Below are 21,207 nucleotides of genomic sequence, written 5' to 3'. Positions count from 1 at the left end.
GAGCAGCCCAACGCCCTCGTGCGGCAGTCGGTGCGGCTGGGAACAGCCCCGCGTGCGCGGGGAGCAGCGGACGCTTTTTCGCAGCTCACACACTGTTGAGGGAACAGCCCCGCGTGCGCGGGGAGGCAGGAGCCCTTGCGCCACTTAAGCGCGGTGATGGGGGGAACAGCCCCGCGTGCGCGGGGAGCAGGCACATGTGGTGCTCTCCGTTCTGAGGTTTGGGGGAACAGCCCCGCGTGCGCGGGGAGCAGGAGGTGGCCGACCGCCGCGACCGGTTCAGGCGGGGAACAGCCCCGCGTGCGCGGGGAGCAGTCGGTGGAGCAGCGGCGGATCGCGTTGCGGTCGGGAACAGCCCCGCGTGCGCGGGGAGCAGGACATCCCCGGCCGCAGGCGCACCAAGCGCGAGGGAACAGCCCCGCGTGCGCGGGGAGCAGAGGGCGCGCGTGATCGCGGCGAGGGCTGCGGTGGGAACAGCCCCGCGTGCGCGGGGAGCAGGCCACCCGATCGCGCCCTCGTTGGGCCCGAGCGGGAACAGCCCCGCGTGCGCGGGGAGCAGCCGGCGGCGTCGTCGAGACCAAGCCCGCCGACGGGAACAGCCCCGCGTGCGCGGGGAGCAGGACCTGAGCAAGTCCTTCGCCCTGGAGCTGGAGGGAACAGCCCCGCGTGCGCGGGGAGCAGTGAAGCTCAGCTCTTCGCCGTCGTGGCGGCGGGGGAACAGCCCCGCGTGCGCGGGGAGCAGTCGCCGGTGAACCCGGCGGTGAGCACCGACTCGGGAACAGCCCCGCGTGCGCGGGGAGCAGGCTCTCTGAATGCCGCCTTCGACCCCCCAGCGGGAACAGCCCCGCGTGCGCGGGGAGCAGCTGGACGTGGCGGTGGAGGTCGCCGACGGTGTGGGAACAGCCCCGCGTGCGCGGGGAGCAGGGGTACTGGCTCATCCCCGAGCGGGACTACCGGGGAACAGCCCCGCGTGCGCGGGGAGCAGAACGCCATCGTCGCCCTGTCCCGGGCGAACCTGGGAACAGCCCCGCGTGCGCGGGGAGCAGGATGTGGCGGCCCATCACGCCGTCACCGCCTCGGGAACAGCCCCGCGTGCGCGGGGAGCAGGGGTCGACGGCGGCCTCGATCCACGACAGCGGGGGAACAGCCCCGCGTGCGCGGGGAGCAGTGGTCTTCGGCCGGGATGGACGGCCAGCACGCGGGAACAGCCCCGCGTGCGCGGGGAGCAGAAGGAGGAGGACGGGGGCGAGGAGGGCGCCAAGGGAACAGCCCCGCGTGCGCGGGGAGCAGTCGAGGAGCTTCTTGAGCTCGCCGGCGACGTGGGGAACAGCCCCGCGTGCGCGGGGAGCAGGTGCGCACCACGACGCCGACGACGCCGGGGGCGGGAACAGCCCCGCGTGCGCGGGGAGCAGGCTCGGTGACCTGGGGCGACTACCCAAGCAATCTCTTGTTTTCGACAACTTTGCTCTCCCCCACGCACACCTCGCTTTGGCCCCGGCCGGATTCCCCACGGTGGTGCTCGCTCATCATCTCGCCTTTCACAAACGTCTCCCCCGATAGCCTCTCCACCGACCGATCGTCGAAGCGGTCTTCTCATCCACGGGTTCAGGGGTCGATCCCCTGGGGCCCACACATGGAACCGCTCGGCTGGTTCCGTGCCCTCCTTCAGAGGTTGCGGGCGAACAGGTCCAGCAATGCCTTCCAGTGGCGTTCCGTCGCCTCAGGGGCGTAGGCCTCGGTGTCGGCCATCGTGAAACCGTGCTCGGCGCCCGTGTACACCTCGGCCGTGTGGCGCACCCCGGCCGTGGCCAGCTCCCGGGTGAGGCGCTCCTGCTGCTCGGGCGGGTTGGCCGGGTCGCCGTCGGCGTGGCCGAAGTACAGCTCGCCCGTGATCCCGTCCGCGAGCCGGTGCGGGCTGTCCGGGTCCTCGGTCGCGAGTCCGGCTCCGTGGAAGCCCGCGGCGGCGGCGACCTTCGCCGGGTGGCTCCCCGCGGTGATCAGGGCCAGGCGGGCGCCCATGCAGTAGCCGACCGTGCCGACGGGGCGCCCGTCGGTCTCGGGACGGTCCCGCAGCCAGGACAGGTACGCGCCCGCGTCGGCGGCCACCGCCTTGGCGGTGAGGTCGCCCATCATCGGGAAGATCTTCGTGAACAGCGCGTCGCGGTCGCCGTTGGTGATCATCCCGGGGAGCTCCACCACCGGGGCGCGGCCGTGGCGGTAGAAGACGTTGGGCGCCAGCACCGCGTACCCCGCCCCGGCGATGCGGTCGGCCATGGCGCGCACCTGGGGGCGCACGCCGAACGCGTCCATGTAGAGGAGCACCGCCGGCCGGACACCCCCATCGCCGGGGAGGGCGAAGTAGGCGTCCGCCGTGCCGTCGGGGGCGGGGATGTCGACGGTCGTTCCCTGTACGTCGGTCATGGTGTGTTTCCTAGCCTCAGGGTGGGTCGGCCCTTCGCCGAGGACGTTACGACCTCGCCCGGGACCTCGCGAACCCGCCGCGCAGGACGGCCAGGGCCGGCACAGCCAACATCAGCACGGGCCGACACCGCACCGATTCCCAGGGCCGGTGCAGTGCCGCACGCCTTCTCGAGCACCCTCCACGCGCTGCTCCTCGCGCTGCCGTCCGCGCCCTAATCCGTACACGGGAGGGCGTTGTCCAGCAGGACCTCCGCCGCCGCGCGGGCGTGGCGGCCGTAGTCCGGGGCGTCCAGCACCATCGCGCGGCTGGCTGCGCCGTCCGCGAGTGTCACGAGCTGCTCGGCGAGCGCGGCGGGCTCGCGGCAGCCCAGCTCTGTCACCAGGTCGGTCACCAGGCGCACCATCAGCAGTTTCCGTTCGCGGGCGTAGGCGTGGACCTCGCTCCGCGGATCGGGGAATTCGGCGGCGGCGTCGATGAACGGGCAGCCGCGCACCGGGGCCGTGTCGTCGGCGGGCAGCACGAAAAGGGCGAGGATGCGCTCTCTGGCCGGGACGTCCTCGCGGGTCAGCACGCCCTCCAGGGTGCGCCCCGACGCGGCGAGTCCCTGCAAGTGGGCGATGACCAGGTCGCCCTTGGTCCGGAAGTGCGCGTACAGGGTGCGCTTGGACACCGGCGCCTCTTCGGCGACCTGCTCCATGCCGGTGGCGTTGATGCCCTGGGCCGCGAACAGCCGGGCGGCAGCGGCCAGGATGCGCTCGCGTCCTCCGCGCCCCTGCCGTCGGGGCGCCGTCGTCACGGTGCTCATGCGGCAAGTGTACGCACCCGTTTACTTCAGGCGGGGAAGACGGCTATAGTCCCCTCTGAAGTAAACGGATACGTTTACTTAAGTCCTGAGGAGAGACCCATGAGCGAACCGGCCTTCACCGAACTGAGCGACTACGCCGAGAAGCTGATCCGCGGCCGCCACGCCACACGCGCGTTCCGCCCCGACCCCGTGCCCGAGGAGACCGTGCGCGCGGTCTTCTCCCTCGCCGGAAGCGCCCCGTCCAACTCCAACGCGCAGCCGTGGCGGGTGGAGGTGGTCGGCGGAGCGAGGCGCGAACGCCTGGCGCACGCCCTCCAGGCCGCCCACGCCGAGCAGCGCACCTCGATCGACTTCCCGTACTCCGAGGACATGTACGCGCCCGTCCACCACGAACGGCGGGCGGCCTTCGGCGCCGGGTTGTACGGTGCGCTGGGCATCGGCGCCGACGACCATGCCGCACGCGCCGCCTACGACGCGGAGAGCCTGCGCTTCTACGGCGCACCGCACGCCGCGTTCCTGTTCGTCACCGGCGACGGCGGGCCGCGACTGGCCGCCGACGTCGGCGCCTACATGCAGACGCTGCTCCTGGCCATGGCCGCCTATGGTGTGGACAGCTGCCCGCAGGGCCTGCTCAGCTTCTACGCCGACACCGTCAGGGAGGAGCTCGGCGTCACCGGGGGAAGGCTGCTGGTGGGCGTCTCTTTCGGATACGCCGACGAGAGCGCGCCGGTGAACCGGGTCGTGACCGGGCGGGCCGGCCTGGGGGCGACCACGGCCTTCCATTCCTGAGCCGCCGGGCGCGACGAACGGACGCCTCCGGGGCCGACGATGGGATGGCCGTCCGGTGCCACCACCGACTTCCGATCTAGCGGAAGACCGGTCATCCGGCCGAGGAAACGGCCGGGATCGGGTTCCTACCGTGAAGGGGACGTCGAAACCCAACGGATTGGACTCCCCGCGATGCCCGCCCTCGAAGCCGCCCCGATGGCCGACCTCTTCGCCCAGTACGGGGGCATCGCCCTGTTCCTGGTCGCCGGGGCCGCGGTGCTGGCCTACTTCGTCTTCATCGTCGCCGCGTTCCTCGGCAGCCTGACCTCGCGGCTCGACGTCGGAATGAAGCTGGTGTGGGCCGTCTTCATCATCTGCGCGCCGTTCCTCGGCGCCCTGTGCTGGTTCCTCATCGGCCGGCGGAGCGCGGCCGCCACGGCCCGGTGAGGCCGGCGCCGCGGCGCCGGACGCGGATCGGCCGCCGGCGGTGCCGGCGGCCGACAGGAGGGCACCGCGGAGCTAGTACCCCAGGTCCTTCTGCTCGGTGACCAGGCGGCCGGCGATGTGCAGGTTGCCGTCGGAGTCGAGCACCCCGATGACCTTCTTCGTCGAGCCGTGGTAGGTCGTGAAGTAGATCTTGTCCGCCTCCTGGGAGGTGGACTGGTTGGTGTTCACCGACAGCTCGATGCTCACCGGCGAGCTGACGACCACGTCCTTCTTGGGCGAACCCGGGTAGACGCGGTTCGGCTCCAGCTTGATGCGGCCGTGGGTGTCGCCGCCCGTCCAGTCCGTCGCCAGCCCGAGGTCGACTTCCGCCATGACGCCTCCCCATCGCGTTCTTGTGAGGGACCCGGCCCGGCGGCGCGGTGCCCCGCCCCGTCCGAACCGGTGAAACGCTCAGAAATCTATATGAGCCGCTTGAATCGACCTATAAGCCATTAAGGCCTTCATCCACGACAAACGGGATCTGGACCGTCCCCGCCCGGCCTGGTACGGGACCCGGCGGCGCGGGCCGAACGGTCGGCCCCCTGTGGTTACCTCGACTCCATGAGTGTTGAGATGACACGCTTCCTCCGGCTCCTGGACGCGCTGCCCGATGTGGTGCACAAGGAGACCGCCCAGTGGACCAACTTCACGGTCCGCGGGAAGAACTTCGGGTACCTCTGGCCCCGCACGCGGACCGTCGGGCTCAAGCAGACGCTCTCCGAGCAGCTCGCCCTCGTGGCCGAGCGGCCCGAGGTGTTCGAGGTCCAGTTCACCGCCGGGGGCTTCGGCTGGGTCGTCGTCCACCTCGACAAGATCGACCTGGACGAGCTGAGCGAGCTCGTCCTAGAGGCGTGGCGCCTCTCCGCGCCCGACGAGCTGTTGGAGGACCTCCCCTCGCCAGAGGACCTGGTCGAGCACTGAGCAGTACGCTTGGACGGTTGCACGACGGCGGGGAGGAAACGCGGACCTTGGGCGCGAGACTGATGGCGCGGACACTGCGCGGGCTCGAAGAGGTCTCCGCCCGGGAGATCGAGGAACGCGGCCTGGGCACCGTTGAGCGGCTGCGCCACCGCGAGGTCTGGTTCTCCTCCGAGGACCCCGGCCCCCGCCTGCTCGACCTGCGCACCGTGGACGACGTGTTCCTGCTCGCCGCCGCGCTGGACGGCGTCGGCCACACCAAGGCCGAGCTCGGCCGCTTCACCGGGCCCGCGCGCGCCGCCCCCTGGCGCGACCTGCTGGGCCTGCGCGGCCGCTGCGGCGGCCCGTCCTCCGCGACGCGGATCGACGTGGTCGCCTCCTTCCTCGGCAAGCGCAACTTCAACCGCTACGACATCGAGGAGGCCGTGGGCCGGGAGGCCGCCGACGCGCTGGGCCTGCCCTACCGCTCGCGGCGGGAGGGGCGCCCCCCCGAGGGCGGCGAGCCGTTCCCCGTCCGGGTGACGCTCGAAGGCCCAGAGGCCGCCCTGGCCGTCCGGCTGACCGGTCGGCCGATGCACCGCCGCGCCTACAAGCGGGAGTCGGTGCCCGGGACGCTGCACCCGCCGCTCGCCGCGGCGATGGCCCGGCTCGCCGGCGTGTCCGGCCTCGCCCCCGGCGCGCGCGTGCTCGACCCGACCTGCGGCACCGGCACCCTCCTCATCGAGGCCCGGCACCTCGCCCCCGGGCTGCGCCTGCTCGGCACCGACGCCGACCCCGACGCCCTCCGCGGGGCCGCGGCGAACTCCGCCGAGGCGGCGGAGGACCCCGCAGAGGCCCCGGAGGCCGAGAAGGGCGCCCCGATCGCCTACGCCCGCGCCGACGCCGGGCGCCTGCCCCTCGCCGACGGGGCCGCCGACCGCGTCGTGGGCAACCCTCCCTGGGGCCTCCAGGTGGAGCCGCACGGCTCCCTGGCGCGGCGCCCCAAGCGGTACTTCGGGGAGGTCCAGCGGGTCCTCAGGCGCGACGGCGGCCGGGCCGTGCTGCTCCTGCACGACCCCGACGCGCACCTGCCCCTCGCCGCGTCGGTCGGCCTGCGCGTCCGCGACGCGTTCACGGTCAGCCTGTTCGGCACGCACCCCTCAGTGGTGACTCTGGAGCGCTGAACCCCCATTGCGCGCGTGCGGCGCCGGGGTTAGCATCTCCGCAATCGAAGCGCTTCGACAACCTGCGCGTCCGCGACGCGTTCACGGTCAGCCTGTTCGGCACGCACCCCTCAGTGGTGACTCTGGAGCGCTGAACCCCCATTGCGCGCGTGCGGCGCCGGGGTTAGCATCTCCGCAATCGAAGCGCTTCGACAACGCCGGTCCGGCACCGTCGGAGGGCCCACCTCGGGGAGGTGAAGGGGGTGCCCGTGTCCATCGCCGACGTCGCCCGGCACGCCGGGGTCTCCCCCAGCACCGTCTCCTACGTCCTCAGCGGCAAGCGCTCCATCTCCGAGGACACCCGCCGCCGGGTCCAGGAGAGCATCCGGGTCCTGGGCTACCGGCCGCACGCCGGCGCCCGCGCGCTGGCCAGCAGCCGCTCCAACACCCTCGCCCTGGTCGTGCCGCTCCGCTCGGACGTGCACGTCCCCGTCGCCATGCGGTTCGCCGTGTCGGTGGTGACCGGCGCCCGCGACCACGACCACGACGTCCTGCTCCTCACCCAGGCCGAGGGTGCCGACGGGCTGCGCCGGGTCGCCGGGTCCTCCATGGTCGACGCGATCATCGTGATGGACGTGGAGATCGACGACGCCCGCATCCCCGTGCTGCGCGAGCTGGGCCTGCCCGCGGTGCTCATCGGGGTGCCCGCCGACACCGACGGCCTGGCCTGCGTCGACCTGGACTTCACCGAGGCCGGGCGGCTGTGCGTGCAGCACCTGGCCGGCCTGGGCCACGGGAGGCTGGCCTTCGTCGGCGAGCCCCCGGCCGTCTACGAGCGCCGCACCGGCTTCGCCGAGCGCACCCTGGCCGGGTTCCGGGAGGCCGCCCGCGAGCTGGGCGTCCCGGAGCCCGCGGTGCTGCCGTGCGAGCCGACCCGCGCCGCCGCCGAGCGGGCCGCCGCGGACCTGCTGCGCGACCACCCGGGGACGACCGGCCTCGTGGTGCAGAACGAGGCCGCCGCCGAGCCGCTGGTCGCCGCGCTGCGCGCGGCGGGCCGGTCGGTGCCCGGCGACCTGTCCGTGGTGGCCATCGGCGCCGACGACGTCGCCGCGGCCGTCGCCCCCGCCCTCTCCTCGGTCGGCCTGCCCGTCGAGGAGCTGGCCGAACGCGCCGTCGAGCTGGCCGTCCGCGGCCTGGACGACGGCACCCCCGCGGGCGTCACCCTGCTCGCGCCGACCCTCGTGGACCGTTCCAGCACCGCGCCGCCGCCGCGCCGCGCCTGACCCGACCGCCCCGAGCCCCGTCCCGAGACCGCCCTCCGCCCCGTCCCCTGCGCCGAACCGCCCGCGCCGGACCGCCCGCGCCCTGGAGAGCGCATTCCGAACCGATGCCATCGAAGCGATTCGACTCCCTGGAGGCCCACGTGACCCGCCCCCTGACACCCCGCCCGGTGCCCGCGCGCCCCGCGGCGCGCCCCGCCTGTGCGCTGCTCGCCGCGGGCCTGCTCGCCACCGCCTGCTCCCCCTCCTCCGACGAGGGCGACGCCTCGGTCCTGACCTCGCTGGACTACAACATCGCCGAACCGCAGAACTCGGCGACCGGACAGATGCTCAAGGCCTGCGCCGAGCAGGCCGGCGTCACCGTCGAGCGCGAGGAGCTGCCGCGCGAGCAGCTCATGCCGCGCCTGCTGCAGGGCGCCTCCCAGCAGGACCTGCCGGACCTGATGCTCATCGACAACCCCGACCTGCCGCAGGTGGCCGCCTCCGGGGCACTGGTGCCGCTGGAGGAGGCGGGCGTGTCCACCGACGGCTTCTACCCCTCGGTGCTGGAGGCCGGAACCCACGACGACACGCTCTACGGCATCGCGACCGGCGTGAACGGGCTGGCGCTGTTCTACGACACCGCGAAGCTGGAGGACGCGGGCGTCGAACCGCCCGAGACCTGGGACGACCTGCGCTCCGCCGCCGAGGAGCTCACCTCGGGCGACACCAACGGACTGGCGTTCTCGGCCATCGGCCACGAGGAGGGCACTTGGACGTTCGAGCCCTTCTTCTGGTCCAACGGCGCCGAGCTCACGCAGGTGGACTCCCCTGAGGCGGTGGAGGCCCTACAGCTGTGGTCGGACCTGGTCGAGGACGGCTCGGTCTCGCAGTCGGCCGTCAACTGGACGCAGGCCGACGTCAAGGACCAGTTCGTCGGCGGCAGGGCGGCGATGATGGTCAACGGCTCCTGGCAGCTCCCGGTGCTCGCCGAGGAGGACGTGGAGTACGGCGTGGTGCCGCTGCCCGTGCCCGAGGCCGGGACCGAGCCCGCGCCGCCCATGGGCGGCGAGGTGTGGGCCGTGGCGCGCAACGGCGAGGAGCGCGAGGCCAAGGCCGTCGAGGTGCTGCAGTGCCTGGTCGAGGACGGGAACATGACCGAGTGGGCCGAGCTCAACGCCTACGTGCCCGGCAAGGAGGAGCTGGCCCGGCAGCTCGCCGAGGACGACCCCGGCATGGCGCCGTTCGTCGAGTCCGTGCCCAGCGCGCGCTCCCGCACCGCCGAACTCGGCGCGGACTACCCCGAGGTGTCCTCCGCCCTGGCCGACGCGATCCAGTCGGTGCTCGCGGGCGACGCGGAGCCTGAGGAGGCGCTCTCCCAGGCGCAGGAGTCCGTTCCCGCGTCCTAGGGAGGCCACCGATGCCCTCGCACCGGCTCAGAGGCGCCCTCTTCCTCGCGCCGCTCGCCCTGTACATCGCCGTCTTCTTCGGCTACCCGCTGGCCACCAACGTCGGGATGTCCTTCCGGGAGTACACCGCCGCGTCGTTCTACACCGGCGAGGCGCCCTTCACCGGCCTGGAGAACTACGCCCGGCTGCTGGGGGACCCGCTCTTCGCGAAGACCCTCGCCAACACCGTCCTGTTCACCGCGGGATCGCTGGTCTTCCAGTTCGGCATCGGCCTGGCGCTGGCCGTGTTCTTCCAGCGCCGGTTCCCGCTCAACGGGGTGCTGCGCTCGCTGCTGCTGGTGCCCTGGCTGCTGCCGCTGGTGGTGTCCGGGACCGTCTGGCGCTGGATCTACGACCAGGAGTACGGGGTGCTCAACCAGACCCTCCTGGGGCTGGGCGGCGCCGTGGAGCGGCTGACCGGGTGGGCGCCCCTGGGGGGCGAGGGCATCGCCTGGCTCTCCAGCACCGACATGGCGCTGGCGTCGGTGACCATCGCGAACGTCTGGGTCGGCATCCCGTTCAACATGGTCATCCTCTACGGCGGCCTGCAGAACATCCCGAGGCACCTGTACGAGGCCGCGGCGCTCGACGGCGCCGGGCCCTGGCAGCGCTTCCGGCACGTCACCTGGCCGCTGCTGCGCCCGGTCACGGCGGTGGTGCTGATGCTCGGCCTCGTCTACACCCTCAAGGTCTTCGACGTGATCATGGTGCTCACCAACGGCGGGCCCGCCAACGCCTCACACACGCTGACGACCTGGTCCTACCAGATCTCCTTCACCGACCTGGACTTCGGCACGGGCGCCGCCGCGGGCAACGTCCTCATCCTCATCGCGCTCGCGTTCGCCCTGGTCTACCTGCGCTCCGGCCGCACCGCCGACGAAGGGGGAGCACGATGACCAAGGCCCGGTCCGCGCGCACGACGGTGGCCGCGCTCCTCATCGTGGGCGTCCTGCTGTTCCCGCTGTACTGGATGGTGAACGCCTCCCTGCAGCCGTCCACCGCGCTACTGGAGACGCCCCCGCGCTGGGTTCCCCTGGGAGGAACGCTCGACGGCTACCAGGACGCGCTGTCCGGGCAGGGCGGGGCGCTCCTGAACAGCACGGTCGTCGCCGTCGGTACGGTCCTGCTGACGCTGGCGGTGGCCGTCCCCGCCGCCTATGCGCTGAGCCGCTTCTCCCTCCCGGGCGGGCGCACCATGCTCTTCGCCCTGCTGCTGGTGCAGATGATCCCGGGCATCGTCATGGCCAACTCGCTGTACGCGGTCATGAACACCGCCGGGATCCTCAACACCTACGCGGCGATGATCCTGGCCGACTCCACACTGGCCGTCCCGTTCGCCGTCCTCATCCTGCGCGCCTTCATGGTGACCATCCCGCGCGCGCTGACCGAGGCGGCCGAGGTCGACGGTGCGAGCCCGCTGCGCGTGCTGGTCTCCATCGTCCTGCCCGTGAGCCGGAACGCCGTCATCACCTCGGGGCTGTTCGCGTTCCTGTTCGCCTGGGCCGACTTCCTGTTCGCCGTCACCCTCAACAAGGACGACGCGATGCAGCCGGTGACCGTGGCGATCTACCGGTTCATCGGCGCGCACACCGCCGACTGGAACGGGGTCATGGCCACCGGCGTGATCGCCTCCGTACCGGCGGCGGTCCTGCTCGTCGTCGCCCAGCGCTACGTCGCCGCCGGGGTCACCGGCGGCGCTCTCAAGGACTGACACCGTCTCACCTGCCTCACCCGCCTTACGGAAAGGACAGCGCGTGTTCCACGAGATCGACGGGGGAATCGAATGGCGCGGCGGCCACCAGGTCGTCCGGGTCGAGGCCTGGGGCCGGGACGCGGTCCGCGTGCGGGCCGGTCTCTACGGACTGACCGACGGCCTGCCCGGAGCGCTGGGCCCGCGCCCGGACCACGACGCCAAGACGGTGGTCGCCGACGACCGCGCGGTGCTCTCGAACGGCGCCGTCACCGTCGAGGTGGACGCGGCGGGGATGCTGCGCTTCCTGCGCGGCGGAACCGGCGAGGAGCTGTTCGCCGAAGAGCGCGCCCACTTCTGGTGGCCCGGGCCGCGCGCGTTCACCTCCACCGGCAACGGCTACTACCGCATCGAGCAGCGGTTCCGCGCCTATGAGGGGGAGCGCCTCTACGGCCTGGGGCAGCACACCCACGGACTGTTCGACCAGAAGGGCGCCGTCGTCGACCTGGTGCAGCGCAATGCCGAGGTGACGATCCCCTTCCTGGTGTCCTCCCGGGGCTACGGGGTGCTGTGGAACAACCCCGCGATCGGCCGGGTGGAGCTGGCCGAGACCGGCACCCGGTGGGTGGCCGACAGCGCGCGGCAGATCGACTACTGGGTCACCGCAGGCCGCCCGGCCGACGTGCTGGCCCGCTACGCCGACGCGACCGGGCACGCGCCGGAGCTGCCCGAGTGGGCCTCGGGGTTCTGGCAGTGCAAGCTGCGCTACAAGACCCAGGAGGAGCTGCTGGAGGTCGCGCGCGAGTACAAGCGGCGCGGCGTCCCCCTGTCGGTGATCGTCTCGGACTTCTTCCACTGGAGCCACCTGGGCGATTGGAGGTTCGACCCCGAGGAGTGGCCCGACCCGGCGGCCATGGTGCGGGAGCTGCGGGAGATGGGCACCGAGCTGATGGTGTCGGTGTGGCCGTCGGTCAGCCCGCTCAGCGAGAACTACACGGAGATGATGGGCGCCGGGCACCTGGTCGCCACCGAGCAGGGGCCGCCCGTGCACGCGGACTGGGCGGAGAAGGGCGTCGACGGCCACGTGCAGGTGTCGTTCTACGACGCCACCAATCCCGAGGCCCGCCGGTACGTGTGGGAGAAGGTCCGGGACAACTACCACTCCCTGGGCATCCGCGTGTGGTGGCTGGACGCGTGCGAGCCGGAGATCAGGCCCGGCCATCCGCAGAACCTGCGCTACCACGCCGGTCCTGGCGCCGAGGTCGGCAACATCTACCCGGCCGAGCACGCGCGCGGCTTCTACGAGGGCATGCTCGCCGAGGGCGAGACCGAGGTGGTCACCCTGTGCCGCTCGGCGTGGGCGGGAAGCCAGCGCTACGGCGCGGCCCTGTGGTCGGGTGACATCGCGGCGACCTTCCCCTCCCTGCGCGCGCAGATCCGCGCGGGCCTGAACACGGCGCTGTCCGGCATCCCCTGGTGGACCACGGACATCGGCGGCTTCCACGGCGGGGACCAGGATTCCGCGGAGTACCGGGAGCTGCTGGTCCGGTGGTTCCAGTACGGCGTGTTCTGCCCCCTGTTCCGCCTGCACGGCTTCCGCGAGCCGTTCGTCGACCGGCTGCACCCGGACATGTCCGGCGGCCCCAACGAGATCTGGTCCTACGGCGAGGAGGTCTACGGCGTCCTCCGCGAGCTGGTGATGCTGCGCGAGCGGCTGCGCCCCTACGTCATGGAGCAGATGCGCACCGCACACGAGACCGGCCTGCCCCCGATGCGCCCGCTGTTCGTCGACCACCCGGACGACCCCGCGTGCTGGGACGTGGAGGAGCAGTTCCTCTTCGGCCCGGACCTGCTGGTCGCCCCCGTCACCGAGTACGGCGCCCGCGAACGCGACGTGTACCTGCCCCAAGGCACCGACTGGGCCGACCCGTGGACGGGCGACGTCCACCCGGGCGGCCGCACCGTTCGCCTCGCCACCCCCCTGGACCGGGCCCCGGTGCTGACGCGCCACGGGGCCCGTCTGCCCCTCCGCACCCCCCGCTAAGGAGGAACCCGCCGTGCCCATCCCCCGCCTCCCCCGCCCGCGCGGCCTCGTGGCCGTGCTGGCGGCCGCGGCGATCGCACTGCCCCTCGGGGCGGCGCCCGCCGCGGCCGACGACCCCCCGTTCCGCGACCCCGGCCTTCCCCTGAACGAGCGCATCGACGATCTGCTGGGGCGCCTGACCACCGATGAGAAGGTCTCGCTGCTGCACCAGTACCAGCCCGCCATCCCCAGGCTGGGGATGGACCCTTTCCGCACCGGCACCGAGGCCCTGCACGGCGTCGCCTGGCTGGGCGAGGCCACCGTGTTCCCTCAGGCCGTGGGTCTCGGCGCGACCTGGGACACCGGTCTCGTCGAGCGCGTCGGCGACGTGACCGGCACGGAGATGCGCGGCTTCAACGCCCAGGACCCCGCGGCGCACGGCCTCAACGTGTGGGCGCCGGTCGTCGACCCGCTGCGCGACCCCCGGTGGGGCCGCAACGAGGAGGGCTACTCCGAGGAGCCGCTCCTGGTCGGCGACATGGCCACCGCCTACACCGGCGGTCTGCGCGGCGACGACGACTTCTACCTGAAGACGGCGCCGTCGCTCAAGCACTTCGCCGGATACAACATCGAGGAGAAGCGCGATCAGCTGTCGGTGACGGTCCCCCCGCGCGCGCTGAACGAGTACGTCTACCCGTCCTTCCGCCCGGCCATCGAGGCGGGCAATGCGACCGGGGTGATGGCCTCCTACAACCTCATCAACGGGCGGCCCGCCCACCTGACCCCGCTGCTGAACGACGTGCGCTCCTGGAGCGACGCGGACCTGATGGTCGTCAGCGACGCCTTCGCCCCCGGCAACGTGGTCGAGACCCAGGGCTACTACGACGACCACGCCGAGTCGCACGCCGCGATGCTCAAGGCGGGCATCGACAGCTACACCGACCAGGGCGAGGACTCCAGCGTCACCGTCGGGCGCTTCCAGGACGCCCTCGACCAGGGGCTGATCGGCGAGGAGGACCTGGACCGCTCCGTCCGGCACATCCTGAGCGTGCGGTTCCGGCTCGGCGAGTTCGACCCGCCGGACCGGGTGCCGTACTCCGACATCACCCCCGACGTGATCGACTCCCCCGAGCACCGGGAGCTGGCCCGCGAGGCCGCGACGTCGCAGATGACGCTGCTGCGCAACGACGGGGCGCTGCCGCTGGACGCCGGGGCCGACACCGACGTGGCGGTGGTCGGCCCGCTCGCCGACACCCTCTACGAGGACTGGTACAGCGGCACCATGCCCTACCGCTCCACGCCCGCCGACGGCATCGCCGAGCGCCTCGGCGAGGGCGGGTCGGTCGGCGTCAGCGAGGGCGCCGACCGGATCGCCCTGAAGGCCGACGGCGGGTACGTCACCGCCTCCGGCGACGAGGAGGGCGGCGTGCTGCGGGTCGGCGACGGGGAGGGGGACGCGCGCTCCCTCACCGTCTTCGACTGGGGCGAGGGCGTGGTCACCCTGCGCACCGACGCCAACGGCAAGGTCGTCGGCCTGGGCGAGGGCAACCGGCTCTACAACGACCAGGACCAGCCCAACGGGTGGTTCGTGCAGCAGCTGTTCCGCTTCGAGGAGGTCGACGGCGGGGTGGCGCTGAAGTACGCCGGATACGACGAGTGGAACCGCAAGTACATCGCCGTGGACGGCGAGGGGCGGCTGTCGGTGTCGGCCGACTCGGTCGAGGACGCGGCGGTCTTCGAGCGGGAGGTGCTCTCCAGCGGCGCCGAGGAGGCGGTCGAGGCGGCCTCGGACGCCGACGCGGCGGTCGTGGTTCTGGGCAACATGCCCTTCATCAACGGCCGGGAGACCGACGACCGGGAGGAGATCGAGCTGCCGCCCGCCCAGCAGGAGCTGCTGGAGGCGGTGACCGAGGCCAACCCGAACACCGTCCTGGTGGTGGAGAGCAGCTACCCGATGGCGGTGCCGTGGGCCGAGGAGAACGTCCCGGCGGTGCTGTGGACCTCCCACGCCGGCCAGGAGACCGGCAACGCGCTGGCGTCGGTGCTCTACGGCGACGAGGAGCCGCAGGGGCACCTGCCCCAGACGTGGTACCGCTCCACCGGCGACCTGCCGGACATGGGCGACTACGACGTCCAGCACTCCGGGCACACCTACCGGCACTACGAGGGCGAGGCGCTGTACCCGTTCGGGCACGGGCTGTCCTACACCTCCTTCGAGTACGGCGAGCCGGAGATCGACCGGAGGAAGGTGGGCGCCGACGGCACCGTGACGGTGAAGGTGCCGGTGACCAACACCGGCGACCGCGACGGCGAGGAGGTCGTGCAGCTCTACTCCCGCCAGCTCGACTCGCGCACCGAGCAGCCGCTCAAGCAGCTGCGCGACTTCGCGCGGGTGAGCGTCCCGGCCGGGGGGACGGTGACCGCCGAGCTCACGGTGGACGCCCGGGACCTGGGCTTCTGGGACGTGACGCGCGGCGAGTGGGCCGTGGAGAAGGCGAAGCACGAGCTGATGGTGGGCGCGTCGGCGGACGACATCCGGCACAGCGTGAAGATCAAGGTCAAGGGCGAGAAGATCCCGGCCCGCGACGTGACCGCGCAGACCCGGGCGGCCGACTTCGACCGCTACTCGGGCATCGCCCTCGCCGACGAGACCAAGGTCGAGGGCGACACGGTGGCGGCGAAGGCCGGGGACTGGATCGCGTTCGACGGCACGGACCTGTCCCCCGAGCCGTCGATGTTCACCGCACGCGCGGCCGCCGTCTCGGGCGGGGCCGCCGTGGAGGTGCGCGTCGGCGCCCCTGACGGGGAGAAGATCGGCGAGGCCGCGATCGGCGCCACCGGAGGCGTGTACGACTACGAGGAGTTCACCGGGGACCTGGGCAAGGCCCCGGGCGGCAAGAAGAACGACGTCTACCTGGTCTTCACCGGGGAGGTGAGGCTCAGCTCGTTCAGCCTGGAGTAGGCGTCCGCCCGCCGGGCAGGGGGCTGCGGGGAACCACTTCCCCGCAGCCCCCGTCCCATGGGCGTCGCGGGTCAGGGGCGGTGGAAGGGGCGGGCGTGTTCGAAGGTCTGGACGACATCGACTGGGGTGCGCTGGAGAGCGGCTGCGGGGGTGCGGACATCCACGAACTCATACGCGGCCTGCTCGATCCCGACCCGCTGGTCCGGGAGGACTCCTTCGGCTCCCTGGAGATCGAGCTCCTGGAGTTCGGCTCCATCCACGAGGCCGCCGTCAGGGCGGTCCCCTTCCTGGCCGAGGCGGCCACGGCGGAGGGGGTCCCGGACCGCTGGCGCGTCATCGAGATGGTCGCCGAGATCGGCGGGGCGGAGTGGCTCAACGACCTCGACGGCGACCCGGGCGATGGCGACCCCGGCGGCGACGGCAAGCCCGCCCGCGCTGAGCGCGCCGTCGCCGCCGAGCTGCCGGCCCTCCTGCGGGCCCTCGGCGACGCCGACCCGTACGTGCGCAATGGTGCGTGCCTGGCGCTCACGGCTCCGCAGGTCGACGGCGCCCTCGCGTTCACCGCTCTGCGCGAGCGCTGGGAGGTCGAAGACGAGTTCGGCCCGCGGCTCGGCATCATCATGGCCATCGGCCGCCTGGGACGCACCGCCCTGCGCGGCCGGTCCAACGGTGTCGCCCCCTTCGAGGCCGGGGCATGGCTGGAGGAGGCCGCCCGGACGTGCGGCGACAAGGGGCTGCGCATCGAAGCCCTGACCGAGCTGTGCTCCTATCCGCCGGAGGCCTTCCCCGCCGACATCGTCCAGGCCGTCCTCAGGGAGCTGGAGGCCCACGCACGCGAAGGCGCCGACCCCGAGGTGCTGAGAAGCGACGCCTTCATGGCGAACAGGCGTCTGGGCGAGCGGGTCGAAGACCGGATATCCCTGCTCACGGGACTGATGGCGTCCCCGGACCGGAACCTGCGCCTGGGCGCGGTCCCGTCGGTGCGCGACCTCGTGAAGCGGTTGAGCGGTGACGACGCCAAACTGGCCGGGGCCCTTGGCGAGCTGCTGGACGACCCCGACCCCGTCGTCGCCGCCGAGGCCGCCGATCAGCTCTCCCGGATGCGCGAGTAGACCGCCACACCCCGTAGCCCACATCACACCGACAGGGGCAATAAGGCGCTTCACCAGTACGTTCCCCCTCCTCCCCGCTCCCACCGCATCACAGGCGGATAAATCCGCGCTGCGGCCCCGTAGACACCCACCGCCCCTCATGTTTCGCTGCTTATCCGCTTAAGTCATCCCCGTGAACGGAGGAAGACGCCCATGAGAAAGCGATCGGCGGCGACCGGCCTGGCGGCGGCACTGGCCCTGACGGCGACCCTCGGCACCGCGCCCGGCGCGGCGGACACCGCAGCGGATGCGCAGGCCGTCGGCCTGCACGTCCGGGACGGGCGCCTCTACGAGGCCAACGGCAACGAGTTCATCATGCGCGGGGTCAACCACGCGCACGTCTGGTACCCCGACCAGCGGCGGTCCTTCGCCGACATCAAGGCGCTGGGAGCCAACACCGTGCGCGTCGTGCTCGGCTCCGGGCAGCGCTGGGGCCCGACCCCCGAGTCCGAGGTCGCCGAGGTCGTCGGCGAGTGCAAGGAGAACCGGCTCATCTGCGTGCTGGAAGTGCACGACACCACCGGCTACGGCGAGGAGCCCGCCGCCGCGACGCTCGACCAGGCCGCCGACTACTGGATCGGGGTCGCCGACGCGCTGCGCGGCGAGGAGGACCACATCCTCATCAACCTCGGCAACGAGCCCTACGGCAACGACGCCCAGACCAACGCCGGGTGGGCCGGGGACACGAGCGCCGCCATCGGGCGCCTGCGCGCGGCCGGGCTCGACCACGCGCTGGTCGCCGACGCGCCCAACTGGGGCCAGGACTGGCAGCGGATCATGCTGGAGCAGGCGCCGGACGTCGAGGACCCCGACGGCAACACCGTGTTCTCGGTGCACATGTACGGCGTGTACGAGGACGCGGGGACCATCGCCTCCTACATGGACGGCTTCGCCGCCAACGGCCTGCCGCTGATCGTCGGCGAGTTCGGCCACCTGCACAGCGACGGCGACCCCGACGAGGACGCGATCCTCGCCGAGGCCGAGGCCCGCGGGGTCGGCTACCTGGGCTGGTCCTGGAGCGGCAACAGCGGCGGCGTGGAGTACCTCGACATGGCCGAGGACTTCGACGGGCAGCGCCTCTCCCCCTGGGGCGAGCGCATCTTCAACGGCCCGAACGGCATCGCCGAGACCTCCGAGGAGGCCACCGTCTACGAGTGAGCGGGCGCGCGCGCCGTGCTCTCCCGGGGCACGAACTCCGCCGGGGCCGTGGACGCGCTCCGCGGCTCCGCTCCGGAGACCACGGCCTCCAGCATCCGCGCGGCGCGGCGCCCGTGGCCGGCGATGTCGCGGCCGACCGCCGTCAGCGCGGGGCGCACCGCGCTGCACAGCACCGAGTCGTCCCAGGCGACCACGGACAGCTCGGACGGGACCGCGACCCCCATCTCGCGGGCCACGCCCAGGGCGGTGACCGCCATCAGGTCGTTGTCGTAGACCACCGCGGTGACCCGCGGCGACTCCGAGAGCAGGCGCCGGGTGGCGCGGGCCCCCGATTCGGCGGTGTAGTCCGCGTGCACGATGCGGGGCTCGCCTCCGGCGGCGCGCACGGCCTCGGTGAAGGCGGCCGAGCGCACCTCGGTGTGCAGCAGCCCTTCCGGGCCGGCCACCCGCGCGATCCGGCGGTGCCCCAGGGCCGCCAGGTAGGCCACCGCCTCGGCGGTGGCCTCCGCGTCGTCGGAGTGCAGGCAGGGCAGGCCCGCAGCGCCGCCGGGGCCGCCGACGACGACCGCGGGCAGGCCGACCTCATGGACGAAGCGCACCCGGGGGTCGTCCCGGCGCAGGTCGACGATGAGCACCCCGTCCACCCGGCGCTCGGCCGACCAGCGGCGGTAGGCCTCCATCTCGGCCTCGGGCGCGTCGGTCACCCGCAGGAGCAGTTCGGTGCGGGTGTCGGCCAGCTCCGACTCGATGCCGGCGATGAAGCGCATGAAGAACGACTCCACCCCGAGCATGGGGGCGGGTCGGTCGATGATGAGCCCGAAGGCGCCGACCCGGCCCTCGGCGAGCGCGCGCGCCGTGTTGCTGGGCGCCCACCCCATCTGCTCGGCGGCGTCGAGGATGCGGCGGCGCGTGGGTTCGGAGACCCCGGGGCGGCCGTTGAGCGCATAGGAGACCGCGCCGGTGGACACACCGGTCGCCTTCGCGATGTCGGCGATGGTCGGCCGCTTCATCCCGCCCCCGCTGCTCGTCGGTCGCCCCGGACGCCCTGATGGTACGGCGCCCGGCCGCTGACCTGCCCCAGATGATCACTGAATCGGTTAAGTGTCAAGCGTAGCGGCCAGTAAAGGCCACCCTTCCCGTCACAGCCGGATAACGCATTCCATTGCCTGTGTTGACGGTCACACGGCGACCGTGTTTCCGTTCGATGAACTTATTCGCTTAAGTTCCCGGTCCACCACCTTCGCGCCGCGGAGGCGCGGGAGGGAGAGAACCGCATGGCATCCCGAGCACGAGCCCTCCCGGCCGCCCTGGCGGCGGTCGTACTGGCGGCCGCCGCCTGCTCCTCCGGCGGCGACGGCGCGGGCGGGTACCCGCGCGCGCAGACCCTCTACACCAGCGGCACCCAGTGGGGCCCGCCCTCGACCTGGAACCCCCTCGCCAAGTCCCAGTACGCCACCGGCACCGTCGGCTACGTCTACGAGCCGCTCTTCCTCTACGACCCGATGAAAGACGAGTACCGGCCCTGGCTGGCCGAGGAAGGCGAGTGGACCGGCGAGGACACCTACAGCCTGACCCTCCGCGACGGGATCGAGTGGTCCGACGGCGAGGCGTTCACCGCCGAGGACGTCGCCTACACCGTCGAGCTGGGGCAGATCGACGCCGTCCCCTACAGCAACCTGTGGGACTGGCTGGAGGGCGTGGAGGTGGTGGACGAGCGCGAGCTGGAGTTCACCTTCTCCGAGCCGCGCCGCCAGGAGTGGGCCAACTGGCTCTACAACGAGGCCATCGTGCCCGAGCACGTGTGGTCCGAGCGCAGCGACGGCGAAGTCGTCGACAGCCCCAACGAGGACCCGGTCGGCACCGGCCCCTACGCCTACGAGTCCCACGGCCAGGACCGCATGGTGTGGGCCAAGCGCGACGGCTGGTGGGCCACCGAGCAGCTCGACCTGGAGGTGAAGCCCGAGTACATCGTCGACATCGTCAACTCCACCAACGACGCCGCCCTCACCATGCTCACCCAGGGCGAGATCGACCTGAGCAACAACTTCCTCCCCGGCATCGACCGCACTCTGGAGTCGTCGCCGGAGATCACCTCCTACTACGACGAGCCGCCGTACATGCTCTCGGCCAACACCACCTGGCTGGTGCCCAACACCGAGCGCGAGCCGATGGACGACCCGGAGTTCCGGCGCGCGCTGGCGCACGCGGTCGACCCGCAGGCCATCGCCGACGGCCCCTACGGCGGCATCGTCGCCCCGGCCGACCCCACCGGCCTGCTCCCCGCCTGGGAGCAGTACATCGACCAGGACCTCGTGGAGGACCAGGGCTTCTCGCACGCCCCCGAGGAGGCCCGCTCGATCCTGGAGGACGCCGGCTACTCCGAGAACGCCGACGGCATGTTCACCACGCCCGACGGCGACCCGATCGCGCTGGAGCTGATCGTGCCGTCCGGGTGGACGGACTGGATGGAGGCGGCCGACATCGTCGCCGAGAGCGCGGCCGAGGCCGGGATCGACCTCACCGTGGAGTTCCCCGACGACGCCGCCCTCCAGGACGCCCGCGCCACCGGCGACTTCGACCTGCTCTTCAACAACGAGCGGCAGATCAGCAACACCCCGTGGACCTACTACGACTACATGTTCCGCCTGCCGGTCCAGGAGCAGCAGACCACGGTCAACTTCGGGCGCTACGAGAACGAGGAGGCGTGGGAGCTGACCGAGGAGCTGGCCCGGGTCGACGTCGAGGACACCGAGCGCACCGCCGAGCTGACCTCGCGGCTCCAGGAGATCCACTTCGAGGAGATGCCGATCATCCCGCTCTGGTACAACGGCCTGTGGTCGCAGGTCAACGAGTCCGTGTGGACCAACTGGCCCTCGGACGCCTCCGGCACGCCGCACTGGTTCCCCACGACGTGGCGGAACTACAACCAGATGGGCGCGGTGCTCACCCTCACCGAGATCGAGCCCGTGAGCGGCTGA

At 72.3% G+C, this 21,207-nt stretch carries 17 protein-coding genes and 1 CRISPR repeat array (1 of these 18 cut by a window edge); of the genes, 13 read left to right on the top strand and 4 right to left on the bottom strand.

Features of this window, described 5'->3' with window-relative positions; all coding sequences use genetic code 11:
* Window positions 1-1,409: a CRISPR direct-repeat array (repeat unit 29 nt; unit sequence GGGAACAGCCCCGCGTGCGCGGGGAGCAG); it reaches 145 nt to the left of the window's first position.
* 253 nt (window positions 1,410-1,662) lie between these two features.
* Both O4U47_RS02885 and O4U47_RS02880 read right to left on the bottom strand, forming a co-directional pair.
* The gene (locus O4U47_RS02885) at window positions 1,663-2,418 is read right to left on the bottom strand and encodes a dienelactone hydrolase family protein (RefSeq protein WP_270675933.1); all 756 of its coding nucleotides are present in this window, start codon (window positions 2,416-2,418) and stop codon (window positions 1,663-1,665) included.
* Between the two features lie 212 nt (window positions 2,419-2,630).
* Window positions 2,631-3,224: a TetR/AcrR family transcriptional regulator gene (locus O4U47_RS02880; protein WP_270675931.1), complete on the bottom strand. Its 594-nt coding sequence runs from the start codon at window positions 3,222-3,224 to the stop codon at window positions 2,631-2,633.
* 99 nt (window positions 3,225-3,323) lie between these two features.
* Between O4U47_RS02880 and O4U47_RS02875 the strand changes: the two genes are divergently transcribed.
* Together O4U47_RS02875 and O4U47_RS02870 are read left to right on the top strand one after the other, a co-directional pair.
* A complete protein-coding gene (locus O4U47_RS02875) occupies window positions 3,324-4,013 on the top strand; it encodes a nitroreductase (RefSeq protein WP_270675929.1) in 690 nt (229 codons plus the stop codon).
* A gap of 171 nt (window positions 4,014-4,184) precedes the next feature.
* Window positions 4,185-4,439 (top strand): PLD nuclease N-terminal domain-containing protein, encoded by a 255-nt coding sequence (locus O4U47_RS02870; RefSeq protein WP_270675927.1) that lies wholly within the window; start codon window positions 4,185-4,187, stop codon window positions 4,437-4,439.
* A 72-nt stretch (window positions 4,440-4,511) separates the two neighbouring features.
* Here the strand turns inward: O4U47_RS02870 and O4U47_RS02865 are convergent, their stop codons facing one another.
* A complete protein-coding gene (locus O4U47_RS02865) occupies window positions 4,512-4,811 on the bottom strand; it encodes a DUF6342 family protein (protein WP_270675925.1) in 300 nt (99 codons plus the stop codon).
* A gap of 228 nt (window positions 4,812-5,039) precedes the next feature.
* Between O4U47_RS02865 and O4U47_RS02860 the strand changes: the two genes are divergently transcribed.
* The 10 genes from O4U47_RS02860 (at window position 5,040) to O4U47_RS02815 (ending at window position 18,229) form a co-directional block, all read left to right on the top strand.
* Window positions 5,040-5,399, top strand: a complete 360-nt coding sequence (locus O4U47_RS02860) for an MmcQ/YjbR family DNA-binding protein (RefSeq protein ID WP_270675923.1) — start codon at window positions 5,040-5,042, stop codon at window positions 5,397-5,399.
* 47 nt (window positions 5,400-5,446) lie between these two features.
* On the top strand, window positions 5,447-6,559 hold the full coding sequence (locus O4U47_RS02855) for a methyltransferase domain-containing protein (protein WP_270675921.1): 1,113 nt from the start codon (window positions 5,447-5,449) through the stop codon (window positions 6,557-6,559).
* Window positions 6,560-6,807: 248 nt separating this feature from the next.
* On the top strand, window positions 6,808-7,821 hold the full coding sequence (locus O4U47_RS02850; RefSeq protein ID WP_270675919.1) for a LacI family DNA-binding transcriptional regulator: 1,014 nt from the start codon (window positions 6,808-6,810) through the stop codon (window positions 7,819-7,821).
* A 104-nt stretch (window positions 7,822-7,925) separates the two neighbouring features.
* A complete protein-coding gene (locus O4U47_RS02845; RefSeq protein ID WP_270675917.1) occupies window positions 7,926-9,206 on the top strand; it encodes a sugar ABC transporter substrate-binding protein in 1,281 nt (426 codons plus the stop codon).
* 11 nt (window positions 9,207-9,217) lie between these two features.
* Window positions 9,218-10,141, top strand: a complete 924-nt coding sequence (locus O4U47_RS02840) for a carbohydrate ABC transporter permease (protein ID WP_270675915.1) — start codon at window positions 9,218-9,220, stop codon at window positions 10,139-10,141.
* On the top strand, window positions 10,138-10,956 hold the full coding sequence (locus O4U47_RS02835; RefSeq protein ID WP_270675913.1) for a carbohydrate ABC transporter permease: 819 nt from the start codon (window positions 10,138-10,140) through the stop codon (window positions 10,954-10,956). Before O4U47_RS02840 ends, O4U47_RS02835 begins: the two co-directional genes overlap by 4 nt.
* A gap of 43 nt (window positions 10,957-10,999) precedes the next feature.
* Complete coding sequence (locus O4U47_RS02830; RefSeq protein WP_270675911.1) at window positions 11,000-12,979, top strand: glycoside hydrolase family 31 protein; 1,980 nt, start codon at window positions 11,000-11,002, stop codon at window positions 12,977-12,979.
* A 238-nt stretch (window positions 12,980-13,217) separates the two neighbouring features.
* The gene (locus O4U47_RS02825) at window positions 13,218-15,920 is read left to right on the top strand and encodes a glycoside hydrolase family 3 C-terminal domain-containing protein (RefSeq protein WP_408638917.1); all 2,703 of its coding nucleotides are present in this window, start codon (window positions 13,218-13,220) and stop codon (window positions 15,918-15,920) included.
* Between the two features lie 95 nt (window positions 15,921-16,015).
* Window positions 16,016-17,032 carry a hypothetical protein gene (locus tag O4U47_RS02820; protein ID WP_270675908.1) on the top strand — a complete coding sequence of 339 codons (1,017 nt, stop codon included), beginning with the start codon at window positions 16,016-16,018 and terminating at the stop codon, window positions 17,030-17,032.
* 192 nt (window positions 17,033-17,224) lie between these two features.
* Window positions 17,225-18,229: a glycoside hydrolase family 5 protein gene (locus tag O4U47_RS02815; RefSeq protein ID WP_270675906.1), complete on the top strand. Its 1,005-nt coding sequence runs from the start codon at window positions 17,225-17,227 to the stop codon at window positions 18,227-18,229.
* Here the strand turns inward: O4U47_RS02815 and O4U47_RS02810 are convergent.
* On the bottom strand, window positions 18,220-19,239 hold the full coding sequence (locus O4U47_RS02810; RefSeq protein WP_270675903.1) for a LacI family DNA-binding transcriptional regulator: 1,020 nt from the start codon (window positions 19,237-19,239) through the stop codon (window positions 18,220-18,222). The genes O4U47_RS02815 and O4U47_RS02810 overlap by 10 nt on opposite strands.
* Window positions 19,240-19,503: 264 nt before the next feature.
* Between O4U47_RS02810 and O4U47_RS02805 the strand changes: the two genes are divergently transcribed.
* Window positions 19,504-21,207, top strand: a complete 1,704-nt coding sequence (locus O4U47_RS02805; RefSeq protein ID WP_270675901.1) for an ABC transporter substrate-binding protein — start codon at window positions 19,504-19,506, stop codon at window positions 21,205-21,207.

Source organism: Nocardiopsis suaedae, from assembly GCF_027706745.1.
GTDB classification, from domain to species: domain Bacteria; phylum Actinomycetota; class Actinomycetes; order Streptosporangiales; family Streptosporangiaceae; genus Nocardiopsis_A; species Nocardiopsis_A suaedae.
Note: the sequence above shows the minus strand (reverse complement) of the source record. Positions and strands in the feature narration are given on the sequence as shown.

Coding starts and splice junctions, on each gene's coding strand:
- O4U47_RS02885 (WP_270675933.1), bottom strand. CDS start 2,418: ATGACCGACGTACAGGGAACGACCGTCGACATCCCCGCCCCCGACGGC.
- O4U47_RS02880 (WP_270675931.1), bottom strand. CDS start 3,224: ATGAGCACCGTGACGACGGCGCCCCGACGGCAGGGGCGCGGAGGACGC.
- O4U47_RS02875 (WP_270675929.1), top strand. CDS start 3,324: ATGAGCGAACCGGCCTTCACCGAACTGAGCGACTACGCCGAGAAGCTG.
- O4U47_RS02870 (WP_270675927.1), top strand. CDS start 4,185: ATGCCCGCCCTCGAAGCCGCCCCGATGGCCGACCTCTTCGCCCAGTAC.
- O4U47_RS02865 (WP_270675925.1), bottom strand. CDS start 4,811: ATGGCGGAAGTCGACCTCGGGCTGGCGACGGACTGGACGGGCGGCGAC.
- O4U47_RS02860 (WP_270675923.1), top strand. CDS start 5,040: ATGAGTGTTGAGATGACACGCTTCCTCCGGCTCCTGGACGCGCTGCCC.
- O4U47_RS02845 (WP_270675917.1), top strand. CDS start 7,926: ATGCCATCGAAGCGATTCGACTCCCTGGAGGCCCACGTGACCCGCCCC.
- O4U47_RS02840 (WP_270675915.1), top strand. CDS start 9,218: ATGCCCTCGCACCGGCTCAGAGGCGCCCTCTTCCTCGCGCCGCTCGCC.
- O4U47_RS02835 (WP_270675913.1), top strand. CDS start 10,138: ATGACCAAGGCCCGGTCCGCGCGCACGACGGTGGCCGCGCTCCTCATC.
- O4U47_RS02825 (WP_408638917.1), top strand. CDS start 13,218: ATGGACCCTTTCCGCACCGGCACCGAGGCCCTGCACGGCGTCGCCTGG.
- O4U47_RS02815 (WP_270675906.1), top strand. CDS start 17,225: ATGAGAAAGCGATCGGCGGCGACCGGCCTGGCGGCGGCACTGGCCCTG.
- O4U47_RS02810 (WP_270675903.1), bottom strand. CDS start 19,239: ATGAAGCGGCCGACCATCGCCGACATCGCGAAGGCGACCGGTGTGTCC.
- O4U47_RS02805 (WP_270675901.1), top strand. CDS start 19,504: ATGGCATCCCGAGCACGAGCCCTCCCGGCCGCCCTGGCGGCGGTCGTA.